This window comes from Candidatus Phytoplasma meliae, from assembly GCF_016876135.2.
On sequence record NZ_JACAOD020000005.1, the window covers coordinates 26,773 to 53,205 of the forward strand.

Genomic DNA, 26,433 nt, shown 5'->3' on the forward strand with positions numbered 1-26,433 from the left:
ACGTGTGTGTTGTGTGTATTGTTTTAAAAAAGAGGGTTAATCTGAAAATTAGCTGAGGGGAGTTGGGTAGTTTTTGGTTTTACAAGAGTTTTTGATAATGTTGATGTTGTGAAACGGTATAAAGGTGCGTTGGGAAAGTTTGGTGATGAAATTGGCACCTTCGGTAGAAAAATGAAGAAAATGACAAAAAACATACATTTAATTTCAGTCTTTAAAACAAAAAAAGACTAACTTAATAGTTAGCCTTAAAGAATATTTCAAAAATAAAAAGTGTCTAAAATGTCGGAACAGGGCATTTGAAAAATAAAATAAAATATATGCGAGTCATTGTTAGTGTTTTAGAAAACAATAAATTTTAACGATTTCCTCTTTGAATTTGATAAATATTGGATATTTTATGTAAATTAGTCATTAAATTATTTAATTCTTGGATGTCAGTTACTAAAACTCGTAATTTCACAATAGTTTCTAATTTTTGATTATTAATAACATTAAATTCTAAAATACTAATTTTCAAACTATTCACTTTATTAATCACTTGTTGTAATAAAGTACTTTGAGTAGTCGCTATTAAATTAATCCATGCCGAATATTTAAAATTTACTGTATTCCCCCAACTAGCTACTACCATTCTTGCAGGTTCTGATTGTTTAAAATTAAGACATTCTTCACGATGAACGACAATGCCGCGTCCTTTGGTTAAAAAGCCAGCAATAACATCGCCCCAAACAGGAGAACAACAACTAGCTAATTTTAATTGAGGGTTTTTAAGACCTTCGATAATTACTCCTGTTTCATTTTGGTGAGTTAATTTATTTTGCGATTTGACCATTTGTTTTTTTAAAAGGATTTCGCTTAAATTAGGAGTTTTTAAAGATAATAATTTATTAATAACTGTTTTAAGATTTAATTGTTTTTTACTAATTTCTTCATAAAATTCATTTAAAGTTTGAATATTGTAACGTTCAAAATGTTTTTGAATTAAATTTTGATCTAAAACTACCTCAATTTTATGCAAAGCCATTTCTTTTTCAATTATTTCTTTCCCTTTTTGAATGGCTAACAAATCTTCTTCTTTTTGGTTTTTTTTTAAAAAAGCTTTAATTTTTCTTTTAGCGTGAGTAGTTTTTACGATACGCAACCAGTCTTTATTAATGGATAAAATATTTTTATTAGTTTTAATAGAAATAATATCCCCATTTTTAAGTTGATAATCTAAGGGAACAATTTGACCATTAACAATAGCTGCTATCATTTTGCTACCAATTGCAGAGTGAATACGAAAGGCGAAATCAACAGGAGTAGAGCCTTTAGGAAGTTCAAAAACTTCTTGTTTAGGGGTGAAAACATAAACATTATCGCTTAAAATATCATTTTTAATGGCATCAACAAAATCTTTTGAGGTTTCTTCAGGGTGATTTTGTGATTCATTAGTTATTTTCACCAGTTCTTGATACCATCGTAATTTTTTAGCAATTTCAATTTGTTTATCTTTTGGAGAATAAATTTTATTTTCTTTATAAGCCCAGTGCGCAGCAATTCCTTTTTCTGCTATTTCATCCATTTCTTTGGTACGAATTTGAATTTCAAATAAAGAACCATCTTTGGTTAAGACTGTTGTATGCAATGATTGATAAAGATTGGGTTTGGGAACGGCAATATAATCCTTAAATCTTAAAGGTAAGGGTGAAAAGTGCCCATGAATAATCCCTAATGATTGATAACAAAGATCGACATTATGAACAATAATGCGAATCGCTAAAAGATCAAAAATTTCTTCAAATTGAACTTTTCTTTGAGTAATTTTTTTATAAATACTATAAATATTTTTAATGCGACCTTTGATAATAGTTTCTTTTAATTGATGTTTATCAAAAAGACTTTTAATATCTTGAATAATATTAATGACTGATTTTTCACGCTGTTCTTTCTTTAACTTAATTAAATTAGAAATACGATAGTATTGTTCAGGAAAGGTATATCTTAAGGACAAATCTTCTAATTGTGATTTAATTTGAAAAAGACCTAAACGATGAGTTAAGGGAGCGTGAATTTCTAAAGTCTCTTTGGCAATCCGTTTTTGCTTTTCTTGCGGCATAATTCCTAAAGTTTGCATATTGTGTAAACGATCAGCTATTTTAATAATAACTACACGAATATCTTTGGCCATAGCTAAAAACATATTTTGTTGATTGTCGGTTTGTCCTTTATTTTGATGAAAAGCGATTTTAGTTAACTTAGTAGCGCGATAAACTAAATAGGCGATATCTTGACCAAAAAGATCAGTTAATTCTTCCATAGTAGTTTGAGTATCTTCTAACACATCGTGAAGTAAACCAGCTATTAAAGTATTGGATTCACTGTTTAATTGAGCTAAAATTTTAGTAACAGCACAAGGGTGAATAAAATAAGGTTCACCTGTTAAACGCAATTGCCCTGCATGCTTTTTTTGAGCAAAAAGATATGCTTGAGTAATTTTATTTAAAATATTAGTATCACAAATATTTTGCCTAATTAATTTCATTAAATCTTGATATAAAGGATCTTTTTCTAAAACTACGATCACAATATTACCTTCTTTTTATAATTTTAATGGATTCCCAACAATTATATTTGTTTGAAATAACAAATATAAAAGAGCCAACAGAAGAACAGTTCTTAACATTTAAGCATATAATCGTTTTTGATTTTGGCAATAAACTTCTTTAATAAGGCCGGCTCCATAACAAATATTTTGATCATAAAAAGCACAAATTTGACCAGGTGTCACAGCTTTAAGAGTTTGAGGGTAATAGATTTCTAAAGTAGTATCATTCACCCATGTTAAAAAAACAGTTTGGTTAGCTTGACGATGACGCATTTTGGCTTTCATTTTAGTTTGCTTGCGACTACCGCGCCAAATAACATCTACTATTAAAGCTTTATCGCTGTATAAATAAGGATGTGATTTTCCTGTTTCAACATATAAAGTATTAGTTTTTAAGCTTTTTCCAACTACAAACCAAGGCTCATTAATCCCTGCAATATCCCCTAATCCTAAATTTTTACGTTGGCCAATAGTATAATACATAACACCTTGATGATATTTTAAAAAAGTACCATCTAACCTTTTAATTTTCCCTTTTTGAGCAGGTAAATAATTGGTTAAAAATTGGGAAAAATTGCGTTCTCCAATAAAACAAATACCAGTAGAATCTTTTTTAGCGGCATTAATAAGTTGATTTTGATAAGCTATTTGTCTTACTTCAGGTTTGGTTAAATTACCTAAGGGGAAGAGAATGTGGCGTAATTGTGAAGTTTTTAACTGAGATAAAAAATAAGTTTGATCTTTATTGGCATCAGAAGCACAAGCCAAACAAGGAACACCTTGGGAATCATAAATAATATTAGCATAATGACCCATAGCAATATATTGAGGATTAAATTTTTGAAAGGCATAATCGATAAAAGCTTTAAATTTAATTTCATTGTTACACAAAACATCAGGATTAGGGGTTAAATTTTTTTTAAAAGCATCGATAAATGATAAAAACACTTTTTGCCAATATTCTTCAATAAAATCAACTCGATGTAAAGGGATTCCTAATTGTAAAGCCACCTGGCAAGCGACTTGATAATCCAGTTCTTGAGGGCATGTTTTGTTAACAGAAGGATTGCCATGAATATCAAAATTAAGATTACTATCCCAATTGCGCATAAACACAGCTTCTACTGTATAACCAGCTTGCTTTAAAAGCAAAGCAGCAACAGCACTATCAACTCCCCCTGATAAACCTACAATTACTTTTTTCATTTTAACCCTCATTTCCTTGCTTCTTGATTTAATCACTAATAAGATTAATCATTTTATTTAGTTATTTAGCAATTATCAAATAGTTTATTCATGCCGATATTTCTTAAAGCTTTTGATATAATCAAATTTATTGTCTTTGCAAATCCATTGGCAAACGATATTCATTACGAGGAGAAAGACTATTTTCTAAAATTTTAGGTCCTGGAGCCATATATTGTCTTTTAAATTGACTTTGATGAAAAAGTTTTAAATAAGAAGTGACTAATGCTTGACTTTGTTTTTGATTGAAATTAAAAGTTTGTTGCAATAAAAAAGCAATTTTATCTTTTTCAAAACCATTTTTAATATAGTGAAATAAAATAAAGTCTTCTATTAATAATTTTTCAGAAATCATATTTTGGGCTTTTTGTTGATAAAGCGATTGTAAAGTTTGATATTGCTTCCAAAAATCTTTAGTTAAATGAAAAAGAAGTAACTCTTTGATTAAAGTATTAGGGATGCCAACATTAACGTTATAAAGGTGATCATAATATCCGCGAGTACTCATATTTCCTATTGCTATATTAGAAAAATTATTATTTTCTAAAAGTAAAATAGGAGGCGTTTGGTCGCTATTTAAAAAAGATAATAATTGCTGTTGATTGAAAAAACTATGTTCACTAATGTGAATAATTTCTTCAGAAATTAAAAAAGTTTTTAAAAGTTGATAATGATTTTGATCTTTAAAAGTTTGAGGATTAAGGACAATGATTAAATCATGATATGATTTGTGTAAAAGTGCAAAAGTTTGGAGCACTACCATAAAAGTTAAAAAATCATTATGGTCATCGGTTATTTCTAAAATTACTTTCGCATCAACATTCTTTAATTTAGTTTTTAAGGCTAAAGTTTGAATTTTATTAGCTAATTTTAATTGTTGTTCTAAAGGGGAAGAAGTGATAAAAGGAGCGCGGCTTAACTTCTTTTCAAAACAATATAAAGGAGTTTCTTGAATTGTAAAATAAGCTTTTAAAAAAGGGAATTCTTGCCCAATTCTTTGATCACCATAAGTAGTATCAATTCTTCTTTGAAATTTAATATAATCAATATCTACATCAACTATTAAACTATGATGTTCTTGGTTAAACAAATCCTTTTCACCTACTAATTGACCTACTACGGCAGCTATTTTATGATTGGAAAATAAATTATCAACAGTAGATTCAGTGATGCCGCTACTAGTATAAAAATAACCGCCTATTTGTTTGCGTGAATGATCTAAAACTGCTATTTGGCGGGGAATGACTTTACCAATATGTTCTGTTGATGAGGAGAGATTAAAAATCAAATGAGCTCCATTTAAAGCAAGTGTATCACTAGGAGAAAAAATAGTCCATAAATCTTGACAAATTTCTACTCCAAAAATAACATCATATTGCTGATTAATAAATAAAATATCTCCAAAAGGAGCTTTTTGACCTAAAATATCAATATGTTGTGAACTCCATGTTTTTCCTGATTGAAACCATCTTTTTTCATGAAATTCTTTATAATTAGGAATAGTTTTTTTAGGCACAATTCCTAAAATTTTGTCTTTTTGAATAACCACAGCGACATTAAATAAAACCTCTTGTAAAGCCAAAGGCATGCCTAAAATATAAACCCCTTCATAAGTATTATTTTGTAATAACCATTCTAAAGCTTTTAAATTTTCTTTTAAAAAAGTAGTTTCAAAAAATAAATCTCCAGCAGTATAACCACTTAAACAAAGTTCTGGAAAAATCACAAAACTAGCTTTACTAATGTTTAAAATTTGATTAATGCTATAAGCATTAGCTAAAGGATTGGCCACTTTTAAAGAAGGACTTGATAATTGAATTTTGATAATACCGTTTTTATACATTTTGTTATTGTTAACTTTCTTAGTTTGTTTAGAAATAATTAATTATTATTTGTAGATACATTGGAAAAAGAAATATATGTTTCTGAAAAAAGCAGCTTAGTGTTATTAAAAATACTTATATCAATTGCTATTTATCAGAATATATAAAGATGAAATAATTTTACTTGTTTGGTAATAATTATATAATTATGTTTGTGATTGTAAAAAACCATTATATATTATATACATTCTTAATCATAGTTTTTAATAAAACCAAAACAAAAAAGCAATTTGCTAAAAGCAATACTATAGTTTTTTAACAAATATAAACTATTTAAAGAGTTTAAGATAACTTATCTTTATTAAAACACTTTAATATTGCTAAGCAAAAAAATTAATACATCAAGGATATAAAAAAGAATAAAGAAAAAAAGCTAGGTTTTAAAGCTAGCTTTTTAAAAACATATTAGAAAAATTAATTAATTAAATTATTTTTGTTGTCTTTTTTTAACAACGTAGTAAGAAACTCCGATGATTGTTGCAACAACAGCTGCTACTAGAGCCCAAACCCACCATTTTGCATACCATTTTTCCGCTGCTGCTTTAGCTGCGTCAGAACTTGGATCAACACGAGTTAAATCAACTTGTCCTGAAACTTTACTTGAATCAGCTTTTGCTTTAACTGTTATTTTACTTTTATCAGGACTTGGTGTAACTGAATCAATATCTGATTCTGTAATTTCTTTTAAAGAATCAACTTTTTTTAATTCTGCTACAACTTTGGTTTTGTCAGCTGCATCATCTGCTTTCAATGTTACTTTTTTTTCTGTGTCATTTAATGTACTAAGGTCTTTACTAACAGCAAAAACTGAAGAAGAAACAACTAAGCCTAAACTTAAAGCAATAACAGCAAATAAAGTAGTTAATTTAGTAATCAAAGACTTTTGAACGTTTTTGTTTTGCATGTTTTTTCCTTTCTTTTATGTTTTAAAAGTGTTTTAGTATATCTTTCTAAGATAAGAAAGATAACCAAAACCTATTATTAGTTTAACATAAAAAAAGAAAAAAATTACTTAAAAAAATATTATTCAGGCATACTCATATTCATATCGCTTTGTATTTTCTCATCTTTTAAACTAACAACAGCAGCTTCAGTAGTAATCATTAAAGAAGAAATGGAAGCAGCATTTAAAATAGCTTGACGAGTAACTTTAGTAGGATCAATAATACCTGCATGAGCCAAATCAACATATTGACCTGTTTTAGCATTAAAACCAAAATTTATTTTCTGGTGTAACTGTTGTCTTACTATATGATCACCATCAAAACCAGCATTTTCAGCAATTTGATAAGTCGGAGTTAAAAGACTTTCAATAACTACATTAATCCCTTTTTGAATTTCTTTATGCTCGCTTGATAAAGTATCTTTTAATTCTTGATACACTTCAACTAAAGCTTTACCACCACCAACAACAGTTCCTTCAGTAATAGCTGCTTTAGTAGCATTAAGAGCATCTTCAAGACGTAATTTTTTATCTTTTAATTCAGTATCAGTAGTAGCTCCAACTTTAATTAAAGCAATCCCACCAGTTAACTTAGCTAATCTTTCTTGTAATGTTTTAGTTTCATATTCCAAAGTAGAATGTTTAATTTGTTTTTCTAATAATGCAATACGCTTAGTTAAAGCTTCTGTCATAGCAGCTCCTACTAAAGTAGTGTTATCTTTTTTAATAATAACTTTATTAATGGTTCCTAAATCATCAATTTTAACATCTGCTAATTTCATATTTAATTCTTTGGAAACAAAAGTAGCTTTAGTTAAAACAGCAATATCTTGTAAAATTTCTTTTTGGTTATCGCCAAAACCAGGAGCATTAGTAACAACTACATTAAAAGTACCTCTTAATTTATTAGCAACCAAAACTCCTAAAACTTCATTTTCAACTGATTCAGCCACAATTAATAAAGATTTAGATTCTTTCACAACACCTTCTAAAATAGGTAAAATTTCTTGAATAGTGCTAATTTTATGATCAGTTACTAAAACTAATGGTTGATTTAATTCAACTGCCATAGATTCTCTATCTGACACAAAATAAGGAGAAGCGTATCCTTTATCATATTGCAAACCTTGAACTACTTCCAACTCGGTTTCAAATCCTTTTGATTCATCAACATTAATAACACCATTTTTGCCAACTTTTTCCATAGCTTGAGCAATAATTTTACCAATTTCTTGACTTCCTGAAGAAATAGCTGCTACATTTTGAATATCCTCTTGAGCTGCTACTTTTTTAGTTTTAGCTAATAGTTTTTTAGAAACCGCTTGCGAAGCTAATTCAATTCCTTCTTTAACTAAAATAGGATTAGCCCCTGCATCAATCGCTTTAAAACCACGATGAATCATACTTTGGGCCAAAACAGTTGCTGTCGTAGTTCCATCTCCTGCTTTATCATTAGTTTTAGCAGCCACTTCATAAACTAATTTAGCCCCCATATTTTGATAAGGGTTTTTTAATTCAATTTCTTTGGCAATCGAAACACCATCATTTACAATTGCAGGTGATTCATATTTTTTTTCTAAAATAACATTACGTCCTTTTGGCCCTAAAGTTACTTTAACTACATCAGAAATTGCATCAACACCTTTTAATAAGGCTTTTCTAGCATCTTTGCCTAAAAGTATTTGTTTACTCATTTCTTTTACTCCTTTAAAATGTGTTTTTATTAATAATCTTAGTCAATAAGTTAATATGATTTATCAATTATTTAATTATTAATTATTTTTAGATATATATAACGCATATATATGTTATATTAATCGCTATATAGGTAAAAAACCATATTATTAAGTTTTTAAGCTTTAATTTGTGCTAAAATATCTTTCATAGCTAAAATTAAATATTCTTCTTGATCTAAAGTAATTTTACTACCAGCATAACTTTTATAAACTACTTCATCATTTTGACAAAGTCCTTCAACTTTAGGACCTACATTAACCACAATGCCAACAGAAGACTTTTCTTTTTCAGATAAAGCCAAAAGAATACCACTGTCAGTTTTAGTTTCTTCCATTTTTAATTTTAAAACAACATTATCATGTAAAGGAACAATTGTTTTCTTCATTTTAAATTCTCCTTTTAGTTTAAATTTGATTTTTGAAAATATTTTAAATATTGAAATATAAGCAGGAAATTAAAAAAATTATTATTTTGGCAATTACATGAGGTTAGTGCCAAACCAACTTTATTATAACTGAACGCGAAATAAATGTCAAGCATCAAGTATTTAAAATAGTAAGCAATATGAGATAATTGCTTTTGATATAAGTGTTTGGGTCATTTAAAAATAAAGACAGCAAATAGGGTTATCATTTCATGATAAATTAAAAAAACAACTAAAAAGTTAGTCTTGAAGTTTTTTTAATTTTTTTAGTTCGTTTTTTTGTGGGTGTTTTCGTCGTTCTAATTCATTAATCTTTTTTGTTTTTGTATTTAAGAGTTGCTTGTTTTTCGTATTGTTATATCAAAGTTGTTTCTTTTTGTTGTAAAGTTAAAAGTTTGTTTTGGTCGTTGGTAGTTAAAAATGGTTGTTTTAATAAAGAAGTAATTATTTAATAAAGTTGGTTGATTTGAAATGTGATTATTGCCATTTTAGGAACTTCTTTTTTTGATTTGGGATTTGGGTATAAAAAAACCATCAAAAATGATGGTTTTTATTAAAGATTTAGTTGGAGTCCAATGTTTTGATCTAGGTGAGATATCAAGTTTTATTATTTTTTAACCGGCAAATCTTTTTGTGTTTTTAAAAGCCTTAACCCATTTAAAATAACTATTAAAGTGCTTCCTTCATGACAAGCTACTGCAAGAGGAAGAGGGATGCGATAAGAACTAAAAATACCTAAATTAATCAAATTCAACAAAACAACTACACTCATAGCAAAAATAATATTTTGCCAAATAATATTTTTTAATTTTATCGCAATTTGATGAGTATAAATAATTTTAGATAAATCATTATTCATTAAAACAGCATCAGCTAAATCAATAGAAGCATCAGTTCCATTTTGCATAGCAATTCCCACATCAGCAGACGTTAAAGCAGGAGCGTCATTAATGCCATCACCTACCATAATAGTGGTTCCATATTGTTTTTGCAATTCTTTAATTTTTTCAACTTTATCCACAGGTAAATTATTGCCCCAAGCGTTTTTTAAATGCAATTGTTTTTTTAAAAAAGAAGCACTTTGTTGATTATCCCCCGTAAGAACTATTGTATAAACTTTTTTTTGATTAAAATAATTGATGAGTTGAAGAGCTTGAGGACGCAATTTATCTAAAAAAGCTAAAGCTATCATAACTTGCTTATTGGCACTAAAATAAATAACTGTTTTTCCTTGAGACAACAATATTTTTGTTTTAGCTGTTAAATCCTCTGATACTTGCGAAGCAGCAATCGCTTTAGTAATTTGATAATAATTATCTTGATAAATGGATTCTAAGCCAATCCCAACTGCATTTGTAATTTCAATTGCTAAATGCGAACTTTTATCAAAATATTTTTTAATAGCTGTTGCTAAGGGATGATTTGATTTTTGTTCCATCGCCAATAATATGTCTACATATTGATCATAATGAATTTTAGAAACATGAGGTGCAATATAAATATCAGTAACTTCTGGTTTTCCTTCTGTTAAAGTACCTGTTTTGTCGCAAACAAAAACTTTAATATCAGGGACCATCTCTAAGGTTTTCACATTTTTAAATAAAACTCCTTTTTTAGCCAAGTTAGAAATGGCAGCAAGAGATGAAGGAACAGCTGCGGCCGCTAAAGCACAAGGAGAAGAAACTGTTAAAAACACCATAGTCTTATAAAACCACTGCGAATAAGAAAAATCTGATACACCCAAAAAGTCTCGATTACAGTATATAATTCCTGTTGTAGTTAAAACTAAAGCAACTATAGCCATAACAACTTTGACATAAAGAGGTTCTATTTTTTTAATAAAAGTAGCTGTTTTAGAAAAATTATTTTTAGTTTGATTAACCAATTGAATAATTTGAGCAAAAATAGTTTTTTCATGTGTTGCAACCACGCGCATTACAAACGTATTGCTACCATTAATAGTGCTCCCATAAACAAAATCACCAGGTTTTTTTTCACAAGGCATCCCTTCACCTGTAATATTGGATTCATCAATATTAGGGTTACCAGAAACAATCATTCCATCAGTAGGTATTTGATCGCCATGTAAAATTAAAACTGTATCGTCTATTTTAAGGCTTTCTGAAGTAATTATTTCAGTACTACCATCCTTTTTTAACAAACGCGCTTCTAAAGGACGTAATTTTAAAAGGTTTTTGATTTCTTTTTGGCTTTTATTTTCAACATATTCTTCCAAAAAAGAAGCTCCTGAAAAAATTAAAATTAATAAAATACCATCATGATATTCTCGCAAACCGAAAGAACCTAAAGCAGCTAAAGTCATTAAAATATGAATATTAGGAGTAAATTTTTTCTTTTGTAAAGTATCTTTCCAAGTATCAACAAAACCTTCTATAATCACATGATAACCTAATAAAAATAAAATCACAAATGATATTAAAACGTTATGATAAGGTTGTAAGGGAATTGATGAAATATAAGGAAAGAGTGCATGCAAAGCAAACAAAAAAATACCGATCAAAAAACAAATTAAAGGTTTTTTATCTTTTATTTCTTCGCGTTTAACAGAAGAATGATGACAACAGTTCAAATTTATAACACCTTTCTATCGATCACTTTTTTTGTAGAGTTGAAGAAAATTTATTGGTTAAAAAGTTCAGGGTATATAAAAAAAATCCAAAAAAATCTGGAATTTTTTAAGCATATAATTAGTTTTGGGAAGAAGCAGGATTATGATATTCGTGTTCTTCTTCTGTTGGGTTATCTAACAAATATTGATATTTAGTTTTAATAGAGTCTTCAATAAGTTGACGAGTTTCAGTGTTAACAGGATGGGCAATATCTCTGAAATTTCCTTTTGAAGTTTTTCGGCTTGGCATAGCGATAAAAATACCTCTTTCGCCTTCTATAATTCTAATATCATTAACAACGAAACTATCATCAAAAGTAACTGAAGAAACTCCTCTTAATCTACTTTCGCCATTAATTTTTCTAATTTTTACATTGGTAACTTTCATTTCTTAAGCCTCCATATTTTGGTTTCATTTTCTGAATTTATTTTCATTTATTATTGATATTCCTATTTTTTAATAATTTAATAGTAATAAAAAAACTCTTAAACTACTTCTCATTTTAACATAAACTAACATTAATTTTAAATGTTTTTGCATAAAGTGTGCTAATAAATAAATTACAGGTTTTTTTAAATTTATTTTATCTACTTATTGTATTGGATTTGTTGGGCAAAAAGCAACCATTGCAAAGTTATTTTTTTAAATTCTTCTAAAGTAATTTGTTCTGCTCTAATATTTAAGGGGATGTTGTGTTGTTTTAAAAAAAGAATAATTAATTCTTTGGGAAGAGAAAATTGTTGTGCCAAGTTATTTAATAAAATTTTTCTTTTTTGTTTAAAAGAAGCTTTCACAAACTTCATAAATGCTTGTTGTAAAGCCCATGACTCAAAATGTAATGGGGTTGTTTTTCTCTCTAATTTGATTACCATGCTATCTACTTTAGGTTGAGGAAAAAACATATGTCTTGATACATCTTTAACTTTGTGAATATCAAAAAGAAATTGAATCATAACAGATAAAGCGTTATAATTTTTATTATTGGGTTTTGCCATTAAATGCCATCCTACTTCTTTTTGTATCATCATAGTAGCATCATTAATTTGTGGTGTATCAATAATTTTAAAAAGAATAGGTGAAGTAATACAATAAGGGAGGTTGCTGATTAAACTAAATTTTGTTCCTGGAGAAGCTATAGGAAAGTAAGTAGCAAAATCAAGGGATAAATCTCTTTTTAAAAAATCATCATAAATAATATCAATTTTATGAGAATCAGGAAAGACTAAAAAAGGTTTTAAAGCAAAATCAATTTCATAAGCTAAAACATGTTTGGCTTGAGGAATAATGAATTGCGTTAAAGCACCTTTACCAGGACCAATTTCGATAACATTTTTATCTTTTAAAGACGCTTGTGAAACAATTGCTTTTAATAAATTATTATCTTTTAAAAAATTTTGACCATATTTTTTTTTGGGTTGGTGTTGCATTAAAGTTCCCTTATGTTTCAAAAATCAATTAGTAAACATTTGTGCATCGCAAACATAGTTGTCATTAGTTATGAGGTAGGGGGCGATAAAAAAATTTATGATCTTTTTTTGAACCACTTTCTATTAAACTCTTAATAATTAGGGATTCTTCTTTCAGGCTTTTTAGTTGATTTTGTGTTTTTATTAAAATATTATCCGCAAAGTTGTCATTATTTTCGGAATAAGCTATTTTATCAACGGTATTCGAAGATGTATAATATGATACATATTCAGGATTAAGGTTAGCATATTGATTTTTAATATCATTAATCTTAGTTTGGTTGTCTTCGTTATTATCTAACACATTCCAAATAGAACGATTGGTAAAATCACGACATAAATTTTTCAAAATCAGATCAGAACTATTTTGTAAATGTAAAATTAAACCATTAATGTAAGTGTCATCCAGGGCTAAATAATTAACATAATTTCGAGGATCATCGCATAAATTTTTAAAAACATCAATATAAGAATCAAAAGAGTAATTAGTTTCTAACAACAACTTAAGGCGTTGACAAATTTTTTCTAAAATAGTCATATAAGCTCTTACTTTGGGATGATAATATACTTGCCAAAACATATGATAACGATTAATTAAATAATTTTCAACAGCAAAAACACCACTTTGACGAAAAGCAATACATTTTTGTTGAGTTTTTGGATTTATTTCAATAATCATACTGCGCATTAACCGTTCTAAATCAATATGACCATAAATCGCCCCTGTAAAATAAGCATCTCTTTCTAAATAATCTAATCGGTCAATATCAATTTGACTACTTAAAATTTGTTCTATCAAAGGAAATTTATTTTCTTTATTAATAATGCTTGCAACATCATTTTTAAAATTAGGATTTATTTCATCTAATAACGTACTAATTTCTTGATCATGTTGGATAATCAAAGCACCTTGTTTTTCATGTTGACAACCGAACAAGGATTCAAAAGAATGCGAATAGAAGCTATGTCCTATATCATGCAATAAGGCAGATATTAATAAAAGTAATTGTTCATTTTCAGAAAAATTTTTTTGTAAATTTTCAATATTTAAAAAACGCCTAGCTAATTCATAAACTCCTAAACTATGAGTAAAACGCGAATGCTCTGCACTGTGAAAAATAATATTAGCACCGCTTAATTGCTTAATGCGTCTTAACCTTTGAAAAGCGGAGGTATCAATTAATTTTTCAATTATCTGATATTGAAGATAAATATAACCATAAATAGGATCACGGAAAACTTCTGGTCTACGAAACTTTTTATTAATCATTTTAAATTGTGACATTAATTTTTAAGTATAAATCAATATAGTTTATTGTTGTAACTTAACAATAATTTTTATCTTTATCCTTTTTTCCTCCTTATTTAAAAAAATTCGTGACAAAATTTTTTATGGAGCGAAAGACGCAAATTAAACTATTTATGTCTTTCGTTCGATAAAAAAATAGGGCTAACATTAACCACTAATAACAAGTCTTTTTAAGGAGAAAAACAACTTTATTTAATTAAAATTACTTGATCTCCGTTTTTTAATAAAAAAGCACTACCATCATCAACATCTAAATGACATTCCAATCGAAAATCAGGATGAACTCTACATAAAACTTTTTCTAAAGTACCTGACTTAACGCCATCAATATGAATACTCACTATTTGCTTATCGCAAACACCAAAATTTTGAGCATCTTGGGGAGAAAAGTGAATATGACGATCAGCAATAATAACTCCTTCTGAAATGGCTACTTGTCCTTTAGGACCAATTAAAACAGCAGCTCCTGAGCCTTTAATATCTCCTGAAGATCTAACAGGTGCTTGAAATTGATGTCTTAAAGCATCGCTTTGACTAATTTCTACTTGATCAAAAGGACGAGTTGGTCCTAAAATACGAACTTGAGAAAGAATTTTGCCTGAAGGACTTTGAATATCGATTTTTTCTGCTGCCGCAAATTGTCCCACTTGCTTAAGAGCTTTAAAAAAAGTTAATTGATAATCTTTTTGACCAAATAATATATCTAAGGTTTTTTGTGATAAATGCACATGCCTTCCTGAAATTCCTACTGTGATTAAAGACATTTATTGACTCCTTTAAATTTTTATTTTACAATTTTATTATAACATTTATTATCTTGTTTAAAAATATTAAAACAGATAAAATCACACAAAAACAATAACAATGGACTAAAAAAGTTAATTTAAAAATAAAGATATCTGCCATATTGTTGTTTAGTTAGTTGGCCGCAATTAAAACCAAAAGCCATAAGAAATATCAGTTTCGTTATATTATTAATAAATTATTGTTCATGATAATTTGTTATTTTTAAAAAAATTACGCAATAAAGCTTCATATTGACTATTTTCTTTATAAAAATTAACATTATTTTGAATCAAGTATTCGCGTAATTTTTTAGGAATAAAAATACGAATCCCTTGTTCATTATAACCAATTTGAATTTTATTCCCTTCGATCAAAATAGGTCTTTTTAAAACACCTGGATTTGCCATAATAATTTGTTTCATATCAGCTGTATTAAGGTTTTGTAAATCTATTTTAGTTACTGTGAAGAAATTAGAACGTTTGGAAATAATATCATCAAATCCATAATCACAATTTTTTAAAATTGAATCTAAATCCTTAAGTTGAAATTTATAACTAAACACATTCCTTTCTTGAAAACTAATTCCATGCATTTTTAACCATTTTTTAGCTTTTTGACACGAAATACAACTAAAACTAGTATAAACAACTACCATACTGATTTATATATTCCTTTTTAACAAATTTATAAATAATGAAAGTGATTCTTAATTTAAAAAATGTAGTTTTAAAAATTTATATATTAATAAATATTATACTCTTTAATTTTTAAATTATAATAATTAATTATTGATAATTTAAAAATGAATTGAATTTGTACTTTGATTATAATAATAAGGAGCGATAATTGCCAATTAATTTAATCATATTATGATGAGAAAATATGATAATAATGTTAAAAAATAATACATAAAATAAGAAAATTATAAAAAAGGGGGGGAGTTCATTATAAACTAAAAATGATAAGGATTATATTTAAATAAGAAGAACTCTTCTTGTTTCGTAAATATAAAAAAAATACCCTTTTTGGTTAAAAAAATTGTTTACTTAATATAGCAACAAATATATTTTAATAATAAAAACGGTATTCATAAGATAATCCAAACTAAAACTAAAGATAAAATAGTTTGGTTCAAAAAATTTTAAATTGTTTGTTAGCCCTAATAAAGGGAGAAACAGGGCAAGGGCTAAAAATAGTTAAATGCTTGAAAAAACTCTTTTCTAATAAAAATAAGGCAATAAGGTAATAATAAATAGATAAAATAATAAAGGGGAAGGGTTAAATAGATAAAATAATAGGAATAATAATGGGGTTTCTTAAAGTAATTTCATATATTTTACCAGAAAGATAATCAATAATCAACTGATTTAAAACTTCTTTTTTAATAGGTTTATTTCTAATAGCATTTTCAACATTTTTTTTAATATCAAAAGAGATTTTTTTAATCATTTCTTGATTACCTTTCATATAAATGAAACCACGAGAAACAATAGTAGGGGAATTAAGCACTTTTTTGTTTTTAACATCAATGCTCATTACTACCGAAAATAAACCTTCTTGACTCAAATTACGTCTTTCTTTTAAAACTTCACTACCAAGATCATCAATCCCTGAAGCATCAATAAAAACATTATCAACAGTTAATTGTTTCGAAATTAGGGCTTTTTCAGGAGTAAAAGTGACTGTTTGACCATTTTCTAAGATAAAAATATTTTTTAGAGGAATGCCGCATTCCAAAGCTAAATTTTTATGAGCCATCAACATACGATGCTCTCCGTGAACAGGAATAAAATATTTCGGTTTAGTTAAAGTTAACATTAATTTTAAATCATTTTGATTACCATGCCCTGAAACATGGGTATTAATTAAAGGCCCATGCACAATCACATTAACGTCTTTTTTAAAAAGTAAATCAAAAATTTTATTAATATTTTCTTGATTTCCTGGAATCGGAGATGAAGAAAAAATAATAGTGTCTTTGGGGTGCAGTTTAATTTGTCTATGAGTGTTATTGGCGATACGACTTAAAGCCGCCAAAGGCTCACCTTGCGAACCTGTGCATAATAAGATAATATCACGATATTTATGAATATTATGACTTGCAATCAAAGTACCTGCCGGAATATCCAAATAACCATGTTTTTGACCAATTTCCAAAGCTTTTTCCATGCTACGACCAAAAACAGCAATTTTTCTTTTAGTTAAAATAGTAGCTTCTACAATTTGTTTAATACGATAAAAATTAGAAGCAAAAGTAACGACAATAATTCTATCAGGAATTTGGACAAACAATTCGTTAATAGAGTGCCCAATTGTACTTTCTGATTGTACCAGCCCTTCTTGTTCGGCATTAGTTGAATCTGATAGCAAACACAAAACACCTTCTTGTTTAATTTTAATTAATTTATCATATTCAGCCGCAGGACCAACCGGTGTATAATCAATTTTAAAATCACCTGTATAAAAAATATTACCATATTTAGTTTTTAAAACAATTCCAAAAGTATCAGGAATAGAGTGATTGACGCGAATAAAAGAAATACTCACATTTTTAAAATAATAACAAGAATCAGCATGAAATTTTTCTATTTGCGGAAACGAACCAATATCTTTATGTTCTAATAATTTATGTTCTACTAAATAATAGGCAATCCCTGAAACAAAAATCTTAGGAATACGCACTTTCTTTAATAAATAAGGGACTCCTCCAATATGATCTTCATGACCATGAGTAATAAAAAGCCCCATAATTCGCGATTCATTTTCTCTTAAATATTGATAATCCGGGATCACATAATTAACTCCTAATAAAAAATTATCCGAAAATAAAATTCCTGAATCAACAATAAAAATTTGTTTTTCAATTTCAAAAACATACATATTTTTTCCAACTTCTCCAAGGCCTCCCAAAGCAAAAAAAGAAATATCGTTATTAGAAGAAGAAAATTTAGTAATGGTATTATTCATAAAAATATACTCCTTTAAGGTAAGACAATCGAATAAAATAGCATTTTAACAATTATTACTATCTATATTATAGTATAATATAAGCAATAATTGTAATTAATTATTTATAATATGTTGATTTTTCATCATAATGATTCACTCACAAATATAATTATGAAAAAATTATCAAAATACCATAAAAAAAATAGGCGGAAATAAGAATATGAAAAAATTAATTTTTTTTGATATCGATGGCACTTTAAGAAGTAACGAAAAGAAAGAAATTCTTTCACAAACTAAAAAATTAATTAAGAAATTAGCACAAAACCCTAACGTAGAATTAGGAATTGCTACAGGAAGAAATTACGGAAGATTAAGAGTATTAGAAGAATTAAGACCTTTATTTAAATATTGGGTACTTTCCAATGGAGCCTTAACTATGTGCCAGGATCAAATTATTAATGAAATCTGTTTTGATCCCCAAGATATTACAACCATATATCAAGAAGTTCAAAAACACCAAATAAAGAGCGAAATTGCCATGAAACTTTTCGGTTTAAAAGATGTTTTTGCAATTAATGATCCTCATTGTAATTGCCCAGATCTTAGCGATTTTAAAGATGAAATCAAAGTTACTTTAACACATGATTTCCACTTACAAAATAAAATCTATCAAATTGGTTTATTATATCGTCCACCCTCACAAAAAGAACAAATTAGGCATTTTTTAAATAAAATGACACAATTAAAAACTTATTTTTGGGATGACGGATATATTGATTTAATGTATCTTGCAGTAGATAAATCATATGGCATTAAACAAATTAAAAAATTATATCCTCAACATCAATTAATTTGCATTGGTGATGGACCTAATGATTTTGAAATGCTCCAATTAGCTGATATAGCTATCACTATGGGAAACAGCAAAATAGAAAAATTGAAAAACATTGCTAATCTAATAACTCCTCATATCGACGAAGATCGTATCTATGATTTTTTCGAACAAGCCAAATTAATTTAATTAAAGGGGTAAAGTCATTATAAGATAAGATATAATAATGTTTAATGCCAATGTTTTTGAATAAAAAAAGAAAGTCAAACTAGTTTCTTTCAGAAAAGAAGTAGTTTGACTTTTAATTTTATAATTTTTATTCATTTAAATCAATAAAATGGAGCGGGCGATGGGAATCGAACCCACGTCTTTAGCTTGGAAGGCTAAGGTAATGGCCATTATACGACGCCCGCTTTAATAAACACAACAGCTTATATGGTCGGGAAGGCAGGATTTGAACCCGCGACCTCCTGGTCCCAAACCAGGCGCTATGCCAAGCTAAGCTACTTCCCGTAAAATAATATTAGTTTCATGGCACACCCAAGAGGATTTGAACCCCTAGCCTCCTGATCCGTAGTCAGACGCTCTATCCAATTGAGCTATGGGTGCTTTTTTTGGTGACCCGTACGGGATTTGAACCCGTGAATGCATGCGTGAAAGGCATGTGAGTTAACCGTTTCTCCAACGGGCCAATTTAAAATTTCTTATAATTGTAATTACTTATCATTATCCATTTACAAAACCCATAACCCAATCTGCATCTATAATAAAATTATTTTAATCTTTGAAAATATTTATTTAAAAAACTCCAAAATAAATGAAAAAGGTTACTTTTAAATTTTATCAATATTTATCAAAAAAGTCAAGTAAAAATGGCAAGAAGGAACAAAATAAATATTTATTAGTCATATTAAAAACCTTAGATACACTAATTGTATGAAAAAATGATAATAACACAGTGAATGTGTTAATAATCTATCTTAACTTACTAATGGATTGCGAATAATCCCCAAACCAATAGCACTATCGCCTACATGGCAACCAATAACAGGAGTCAAAGGAATTTCTAATAAATTAGTTAACCCTAATTGTTCCTTTAAAATTTGTTTAAAATCATTTTTTAATTCAGGATAACCTGTAAAAATTAAATGAGCTTGGTATTTGTGATTTTTAGTATATTCTTTAACTTTATCAACTATCGATAAAAAAGTTTTATGAGTGGTTAAGTGTTTTTGAATAAGAGCAATTTGACCATTATCTTGCACTTGCAAAAGTGGTTTAATCCTCAAAAGTCTACCAAAAAAACTTTTAGCACCTGTAAGACGTCCATTATTGATTAATTGAGTTAATTTCTTAGCCATAAACAAAATAGTATTATTATTTTTAATCCAATCTAACCTTGTTAACACTTCTTCCAAGGAACTACCTTGTTGAAACATTTGATAAGCTTGTAAGGCAAAATAACCTTCACAAAAACAAACCGTTTTAGTATCATAACAATAAACTTCGATTTTATCAGCTACTATTTTTTGAGCTTGCAAAATAGCATTATAAGTGCCACTTAAGGCGGATGATAAAGTTGTAATAAACACCTTTTGATAACCTTGAGCTATTAATTTTTCAAAATATACTACCATCTCGCCAACTGATATTTGTGAAGTTTTTGGCATAAAATCAGGATTTTGTTGAAACATTTGATAAAAGGTTTCATATGGCATAGTTTTACCATCAAGATATTCTTGATCATCGATTAAAATCTTAATTCTGATAATATCAATATCAAAATAATGAGAATAATAATCAAGACAACTAGTCGAAGTTGCTGCTACCTTGATTTTCATATAATACTCCTTTAATTTGGTCATTTTAGACAAATCATTGTAAATTATAAAGACAAAGTAAACCTTCTTTTTAAAACGGTGAGATCAATATGTTTATCACGGCAATATTAAAATAATTTAACATATCAACTAATTTATAGAGGAATCATTCACATTAATGTTGCAAGAAACAAGATGTCATATGGTTATTATCCAAACAAACAAAAATATTATTAATGATTGATTTACTCACTTTTAACACTAATAAAAATAGGAATAACAATAGGTCTTTTTTTAGTTTCTTTAAATAAGAATTTTCCTAATGATTCTCTAATATTTTTTTTAAAATCATTCCATTTAAGATATTTTTTTTTCAAAAAAATAGCACTTTTTTCATTGAAAATATCTTTTAATTTGGGGAAAATATGATTAGTTTCGGCAACAGCTAAAAAACCCTTACTAACCAATTGAGGTTCACCCACAATTTTTTTATATCTAGCATTAACATGGGCAACCACAATCACCACTCCATCAGCAGCTAAAAGTTCACGATCTTTCATAATAAAATCTTGTCCCTCAACTACAGGAGTCCCATCAATTAAAATCTCTCCCAAAGTCATATGATTATGTTCGACAAAAGGTTCTTGCGTATCGCGGCAATTCCAAATAGAACCATTTTCTAATAAAAAAATATTATAAGGTTTAAATCCTATTTTTTGAGCTATTTTTTTAACTTGGTGTTGATGACGATATTCACCAATAACAGGAATAATATATTTAGGTTTTAATAAATTTAACATGATTTTTAAATTTTTTTCATAATTGTTTGGGCAAATCGATAAATCTTTCACCAAAACATGAGCTTTAATATGGTTGCGAGATAAAAGATCTAAGGTTTGTGATTGCATTTTAGCAATTCCTGCCATCTCTTTCGACATTAATAAAACCAAATCCTGATTAGTTAAATGAATAACGCGATCGTTTTGTTGTGACATTTGTTGCAAACGCTGTAAGGTGGCAAAATGCTTGCCAAAAACAAAAACAACTAATTGTTTATGTTTGCGATGATCTTCAAAAGTATTTAATTCAACTAAATTAAAAGAGGGGACTTTTAAAAAATTTTTTTTCAAAGCAACGTCAATAATTTTTTCATTTTTAAGACCTAAAAAAGCTATTTTAAAATTTAATTTACAAGCTAAATCAATTGCTGTTTGAATCTTTAATAAATCAAGAGCTAAAGAAGCTATCACAATGATTCCTTGTGGTTTTAAGGCATAACTAATAAAATAATTATTCAACTTATATTCAAAATTATCATCTTCATTATTGTGTGATTTATCAAAAGCACCTTGTGAAGAGGGTAAAAAAGCCAAGACTTTTTGTTGCGCTATATGCGATAAACTAGTAAAATTAGTTTGAAAAAATTTATTTTTAAACTCCAAAAACTTTAAATCACCAGTATAAACAATGGCTCCTCTTTCTGTTTGAAAAGAAATCCCTAATGTTTCTGGCACTAATTGTGAGGTAGCAAAAAAAGAAACTGCTACATTGTCAAAATATACAATATCCTCTGATTTCACAATATTTAAATTCAAATTTTTATAATGTACTTTATGACTTTGAAAATATGTTTTTACCACTTGCATAGTAAAATAAGAAGCATAAATAGGTAAATTAAAATCTTGAATTAAATAAGGTAGAGCTCCTAAATGAGATTCTAAAGAAGATGATAAAAAAACACCTTTAATTTGATCTTTGATATCTTCTAATTTATAATAATCAGATATCATAAAATCGATACCATACAAAGAAATATTAGGATATTTTAACCCTGCATCAATAATAAAATAAGATTTGTTAATTTGTAAAAGATAAAAATTTTTTCCATCTTCACCCAAGCCACCTAAAGCAAAAAATTTGATGTCATTCACTTAAGACCTCCAGATTGTTGTCTTTTTTTAATTTTTCATAGTTCTTAAAAATTATCATATTTAAATAGATTAAACGATGAATTAATATTGTTGATGTAAAGCGATCTTCCCCAATCGCTTATTATAGTAAACAATTATAAAATAAGAAGAAGATAAATGTTTGCAATCAAAATATTACGCTTTTTTTATTTTTTAGCGCCTCAGTCACAAGATCACAAAGCGATCCCGTCCCAAAAAAATAATCAGATCCACGGTAGCTGCTTCATTGCTAAATGTGAAAAACTTTAGCAAGCAAAAAATAAATCACAAATAGTCAATCACGCCAAATAATAAACAATAAAATATATAAACCATTATTTTGAAACCAAATGAGGGGGAGAAACATAAATTATTGATTAATTTCATTTATGTATTGGTTAAATAGAATCGACAAGACATATGGAAACTTCATTTTATCCCATTGCGTTTAAAACTGACACTAATAATCATCATTCCCGTAATTATAATAGTATTCTATCACCATAACATTTGATGATAATTGGATCATCATTTTACATAACAAAATTCTAAATATCTTTGTTTCATCTTAATTAAATGAAAAAACGATATATAAGTAGTATTAATTTTATAAAAATCTTAAAATACAAGTCATTTAATAATAAATTTTATTGACTCATGTGATAAGAAAGTGTGGCTTTTTTATCTTTAACAATTAATTGAAAACGCATTAAGTTAATCAAATGCTATATTTTTTAAATTATCAAAATTATGATTGACAAATAAAATTACATTTATGAAATACAATTAATCGCTTTATAAAATAAAAAAATACTATCTAATATACTTATATTATACTAAAAAAATACTTTTTAAAAACACATTTATGAAAAAATTGATAAATTATCATCTGATATCACTTGCATAAGTTGTTTAGCATTTTTGAACGATGATGCTGTGCACCAAAAAAAGATAAAATGAGTTTTGAAACAACTAAGAAAGGGGCGACCAACTTTTGGGAAATTTCATTTTAAAACAGTTATTGGTGAAGTGTTTTTTTGTTTAATCTATTAAAATTATTTTTTAAGGTTAAAAAATTAATCCTATCATTTCATATCTTTTCAAACTAAAGAAATCTATTTTTATATCTGAAGAGTGAAAAAGTATTTAAACTTTTTTGATATTTCACTAATTTCAAAAGATATTGGTATTGATATTTTAATGTTACCCAGGAATCATAGAAGTTCAGTAATTTAGGTCAAAAATAAAAAAAGGGGGAAGGAAGTAAGAATAAGTCATTGTTTGGTATATCCCACCCTTTGTATCTTCAAAATATTTATTAAAATATGATTTATGCAATGCTGCTATTTTTATTTTTCTGTGTATTCTTTAAAAAATATGAAGTGAACGACAAAAAACATTACCAAGTCCATGATCTTTGCGATGTTAAGTCTTTCATAGGTTTTTTGATCAAACAACCTTCATCATCTAATGACTTGTTATTTAATAACCTTTCAACAATAATTTTCCAAATAAATTTATTTTTAATCAAAATATTTTTAGCTCTATTATAGCATTCATTTAAAATATCTGAAGTAGCTTGATGTTTGGCGTCATGCCTCTTTTTTAAATAATCATCACCCAGTTGTTTATCAAAGATCTTATTTATTTCTTCCTTAGTGTGTTGTTCGTCATCCTCATAATTTGTTTTACCACCATCGTTATTAAAGACCAAAACTTCTGCAGCTCTACCGCTACAATTAATTGTGATTTCATCTAAATAATCTTGTAAACTCATATCTTTATCAGCTTTGCGATAATAAAATGTGCCCCCTTTGCTTCCTGATATATAGGATTTTTTTATTTGTCTTCCTAATATCGAAGCTACCACTACATGTCCTGCTTCATGAACAGCAGTTTTTGTTTCTTCCTCTTTATTGTCGCAAGTTGCACCATCTTGAATAATGGTGTTAGGGGGAGGCGAGGTTGGGCTATATAAGTTTTTATAATAAAAAATTATCATCATGTTTTCTATAACCAGTAGAACAAATATTAATCCCCATATGATATGTTTTTTCAAGCGTAAAAAATGCATATTTATGACCTTTATTTTGAAATTAATTTTTCAATTTCTTCTTTGGTAATAGTTTCTTTTTTCAGTAATAAATTAGCTATTTTATGAAGTAAATCTTGGTTTTCTTGGATAATCTTATTAGCTTCTTGCATACAAGTATCAATGATATTTTTAATTTCTTTATCAACAGATTTTTTATCTGTATCTTGGACAGGACCTATTTCACTCATGCCAAGTTTAGTTACCATTTGAGTAGCAATTTGAGTGGCAGATTTAAAATCGCCATAAGCACCATTTGAAATATCATCAAAAATTAATTCTTCAGCTGCACGTCCTCCTAAAAAAGAGATGATATTTGCTAACATACGTTTTTTAGAAGAAAAAAAAGTTTCTTTTTCAGGAAGCATTAAGTTGTAACCACCTGCATTACCACGAGGAATAATGGTTACTTTTTGGACTTTTTGAGCGTGCTGCAATTTCAATCCAATAACAGCATGTCCTGCTTCATGATATGAAACCATTTTTTTCTCATCTTCATCATATTTACGTGATTTTTTGGCAGGACCCATTAAAACGCGGTCGATAGCTTCATATAATTCTTCATTTGTGATTAATGTTTTATTATTGCGAACTGTTAAAATAGAAGCTTCATTTAATACAGAAGCAAGTTGAGCTCCACTCATATAAGGAGTTTGTTTGGCAATTTGTGATAAATCAACTTCTTGGGCTAGTTTTTTATTTTTAGCATGCACTTTTAAAATGGCCTCTCTTGCTTTGAAATCAGGTAAACCAACAGTAAATTGACGGTCGAATCTACCAGGACGAAGTAAAGCAGCATCTAGCATGTCTTTTCTATTAGTGGCTCCAATAATTAAAATCCCCTTAGAAGTGTTAAAGCCATCCATTTCGGTTAATAGTTGATTTAGGGTTTGTTCGTGTTTATTATCGATTCCTCCGCGTTTTTTTCCTACCGAATCAATTTCATCGATAAACAAAACACAAGGAGCATGATAATTTATTTCTTTGAATAATTTTTGTAATTTTTTAACTCCTAAACCCACCAAAATACCATCAAATTCAGAACCTGAAACAGCAAAAAAAGGGACGCCTGCTTCTCCTGCTACTGCTTTAGCAAGTAAGGTTTTTCCTGTTCCAGGAGGTCCTTCTAATAAAACCCCTTTAGGAATTGAAGCTCCAATTTCTTCATATTTGCGAGGATTTTTAAGAAAATCAATTAACTCCTTCATCTCTTCTTTTTCTTCTTCGTTGCCTGCAACATCTTTGAAAGTAAAAAGAGATTTTTGTTTAGAATTTATCTTAGTATCTCCTTCTAATTGTCCGCCTAAAAATTTCTTTTGAAATAAAATATAAAACAAAAATACTATAGTTGAAAAAGGACTCAAAATATCTAAAAAAAAGGTCACAACATCAAAACTAAAAACTTTTTCAGAAGGAATTTTTTGCATTAAAGGGGCAATTTCGTTTTTATAAACATCAGCATAAAAAAAAATACCATTAATATCTTCAATTTCTACTTTATCATAATTGGCAAAAGATCTCAAATGAGGGAAACCTCTTTGACTATAACGTATTTTTCTAATAGTTGAAGAGTTATATTTTTTAAATACATCATTTTCCCCAATTAAAATTCCTTTCGGATTAAATTTTCCCACTCCTAAAAAAACATTAGCAAAAATCACAATTAGCAAAACAATAAGAATTAAAAATTTTAAATAATTCCGTTTAATTTTTTGAAACATTCCTGCTTTGGTTTTCCTTTCTGTTATGTAATCAAAGAAGATTATTCAATATTAATTAA

The 26,433-nt window shown here is 27.8% G+C and carries 18 protein-coding genes and 4 tRNA genes; 1 reads left to right on the forward strand and 21 read right to left on the reverse strand.

Features of this window, described 5'->3' with window-relative positions; all coding sequences use genetic code 11:
- Positions 1 to 355 precede the first annotated feature (355 nt).
- From CHTY_RS01335 to CHTY_RS01395, 13 genes are all read right to left on the reverse strand, one after another.
- Positions 356 to 2,566, reverse strand: coding sequence for a RelA/SpoT family protein (locus CHTY_RS01335; protein WP_308705368.1), 2,211 nt, complete (start codon positions 2,564 to 2,566; stop codon positions 356 to 358).
- A 99-nt stretch (positions 2,567 to 2,665) separates the two neighbouring features.
- Complete coding sequence (mnmA, locus tag CHTY_RS01340; RefSeq protein WP_203552134.1) at positions 2,666 to 3,793, reverse strand: tRNA 2-thiouridine(34) synthase MnmA; 1,128 nt, start codon at positions 3,791 to 3,793, stop codon at positions 2,666 to 2,668.
- A 127-nt stretch (positions 3,794 to 3,920) separates the two neighbouring features.
- Positions 3,921 to 5,675 (reverse strand): nitrilase-related carbon-nitrogen hydrolase, encoded by a 1,755-nt coding sequence (locus CHTY_RS01345; RefSeq protein WP_203552135.1) that lies wholly within the window; start codon positions 5,673 to 5,675, stop codon positions 3,921 to 3,923.
- A 467-nt stretch (positions 5,676 to 6,142) separates the two neighbouring features.
- On the reverse strand, positions 6,143 to 6,619 hold the full coding sequence (locus tag CHTY_RS01350) for a hypothetical protein (RefSeq protein ID WP_203552136.1): 477 nt from the start codon (positions 6,617 to 6,619) through the stop codon (positions 6,143 to 6,145).
- A 119-nt stretch (positions 6,620 to 6,738) separates the two neighbouring features.
- The gene (gene groL / locus CHTY_RS01355) at positions 6,739 to 8,352 is read right to left on the reverse strand and encodes a chaperonin GroEL (protein ID WP_203552137.1); all 1,614 of its coding nucleotides are present in this window, start codon (positions 8,350 to 8,352) and stop codon (positions 6,739 to 6,741) included.
- 158 nt (positions 8,353 to 8,510) lie between these two features.
- Positions 8,511 to 8,780: a GroES family chaperonin gene (locus tag CHTY_RS01360; RefSeq protein WP_203552138.1), complete on the reverse strand. Its 270-nt coding sequence runs from the start codon at positions 8,778 to 8,780 to the stop codon at positions 8,511 to 8,513.
- 646 nt (positions 8,781 to 9,426) lie between these two features.
- Positions 9,427 to 11,409 (reverse strand): heavy metal translocating P-type ATPase, encoded by a 1,983-nt coding sequence (locus tag CHTY_RS01365; protein ID WP_203552139.1) that lies wholly within the window; start codon positions 11,407 to 11,409, stop codon positions 9,427 to 9,429.
- 118 nt (positions 11,410 to 11,527) lie between these two features.
- Complete coding sequence (gene spoVG / locus CHTY_RS01370; RefSeq protein WP_203552140.1) at positions 11,528 to 11,836, reverse strand: septation regulator SpoVG; 309 nt, start codon at positions 11,834 to 11,836, stop codon at positions 11,528 to 11,530.
- A gap of 200 nt (positions 11,837 to 12,036) precedes the next feature.
- Complete coding sequence (gene rsmA / locus CHTY_RS01375) at positions 12,037 to 12,876, reverse strand: 16S rRNA (adenine(1518)-N(6)/adenine(1519)-N(6))-dimethyltransferase RsmA (protein WP_203552141.1); 840 nt, start codon at positions 12,874 to 12,876, stop codon at positions 12,037 to 12,039.
- Positions 12,877 to 12,940: 64 nt separating this feature from the next.
- The gene (locus CHTY_RS01380) at positions 12,941 to 14,185 is read right to left on the reverse strand and encodes an HD domain-containing protein (RefSeq protein WP_246454061.1); all 1,245 of its coding nucleotides are present in this window, start codon (positions 14,183 to 14,185) and stop codon (positions 12,941 to 12,943) included.
- 227 nt (positions 14,186 to 14,412) lie between these two features.
- On the reverse strand, positions 14,413 to 14,988 hold the full coding sequence (pduL, locus tag CHTY_RS01385; protein ID WP_203552143.1) for a phosphate propanoyltransferase: 576 nt from the start codon (positions 14,986 to 14,988) through the stop codon (positions 14,413 to 14,415).
- A gap of 225 nt (positions 14,989 to 15,213) precedes the next feature.
- Positions 15,214 to 15,666, reverse strand: a complete 453-nt coding sequence (spx, locus tag CHTY_RS01390) for a transcriptional regulator Spx (RefSeq protein ID WP_203552144.1) — start codon at positions 15,664 to 15,666, stop codon at positions 15,214 to 15,216.
- Positions 15,667 to 16,289: 623 nt separating this feature from the next.
- Entirely contained in the window at positions 16,290 to 17,978 is a 1,689-nt protein-coding gene (locus CHTY_RS01395; protein ID WP_203552145.1) for a ribonuclease J, read from the reverse strand.
- Positions 17,979 to 18,180: 202 nt separating this feature from the next.
- Between CHTY_RS01395 and CHTY_RS01400 the strand changes: the two genes are divergently transcribed.
- The gene (locus CHTY_RS01400; RefSeq protein WP_203552146.1) at positions 18,181 to 18,981 is read left to right on the forward strand and encodes a Cof-type HAD-IIB family hydrolase; all 801 of its coding nucleotides are present in this window, start codon (positions 18,181 to 18,183) and stop codon (positions 18,979 to 18,981) included.
- 149 nt (positions 18,982 to 19,130) lie between these two features.
- On the opposite strand, the gene CHTY_RS01405 is transcribed toward CHTY_RS01400, so the two are convergent.
- From CHTY_RS01405 to CHTY_RS01440, 8 genes are all read right to left on the reverse strand, one after another.
- Positions 19,131 to 19,205 (reverse strand) — tRNA-Gly (locus tag CHTY_RS01405).
- Positions 19,206 to 19,228: 23 nt separating this feature from the next.
- A tRNA-Pro gene (locus tag CHTY_RS01410) sits at positions 19,229 to 19,305 on the reverse strand.
- A 19-nt stretch (positions 19,306 to 19,324) separates the two neighbouring features.
- A tRNA-Arg gene (locus tag CHTY_RS01415) sits at positions 19,325 to 19,401 on the reverse strand.
- 6 nt (positions 19,402 to 19,407) lie between these two features.
- A tRNA-Glu gene (locus CHTY_RS01420) sits at positions 19,408 to 19,483 on the reverse strand.
- A gap of 289 nt (positions 19,484 to 19,772) precedes the next feature.
- Positions 19,773 to 20,633 (reverse strand): DegV family protein, encoded by an 861-nt coding sequence (locus CHTY_RS01425; protein WP_203552147.1) that lies wholly within the window; start codon positions 20,631 to 20,633, stop codon positions 19,773 to 19,775.
- Positions 20,634 to 20,857: 224 nt separating this feature from the next.
- Entirely contained in the window at positions 20,858 to 22,543 is a 1,686-nt protein-coding gene (locus tag CHTY_RS01430) for a ribonuclease J (protein ID WP_203552148.1), read from the reverse strand.
- Between the two features lie 1,417 nt (positions 22,544 to 23,960).
- Positions 23,961 to 24,566, reverse strand: coding sequence for an ATP-dependent metallopeptidase FtsH/Yme1/Tma family protein (locus CHTY_RS01435; protein ID WP_203552149.1), 606 nt, complete (start codon positions 24,564 to 24,566; stop codon positions 23,961 to 23,963).
- 80 nt (positions 24,567 to 24,646) lie between these two features.
- Positions 24,647 to 26,374 carry an ATP-dependent metallopeptidase FtsH/Yme1/Tma family protein gene (locus tag CHTY_RS01440; protein ID WP_203552150.1) on the reverse strand — a complete coding sequence of 576 codons (1,728 nt, stop codon included), beginning with the start codon at positions 26,372 to 26,374 and terminating at the stop codon, positions 24,647 to 24,649.
- Between the last annotated feature and the right edge of the window lie 59 nt (positions 26,375 to 26,433).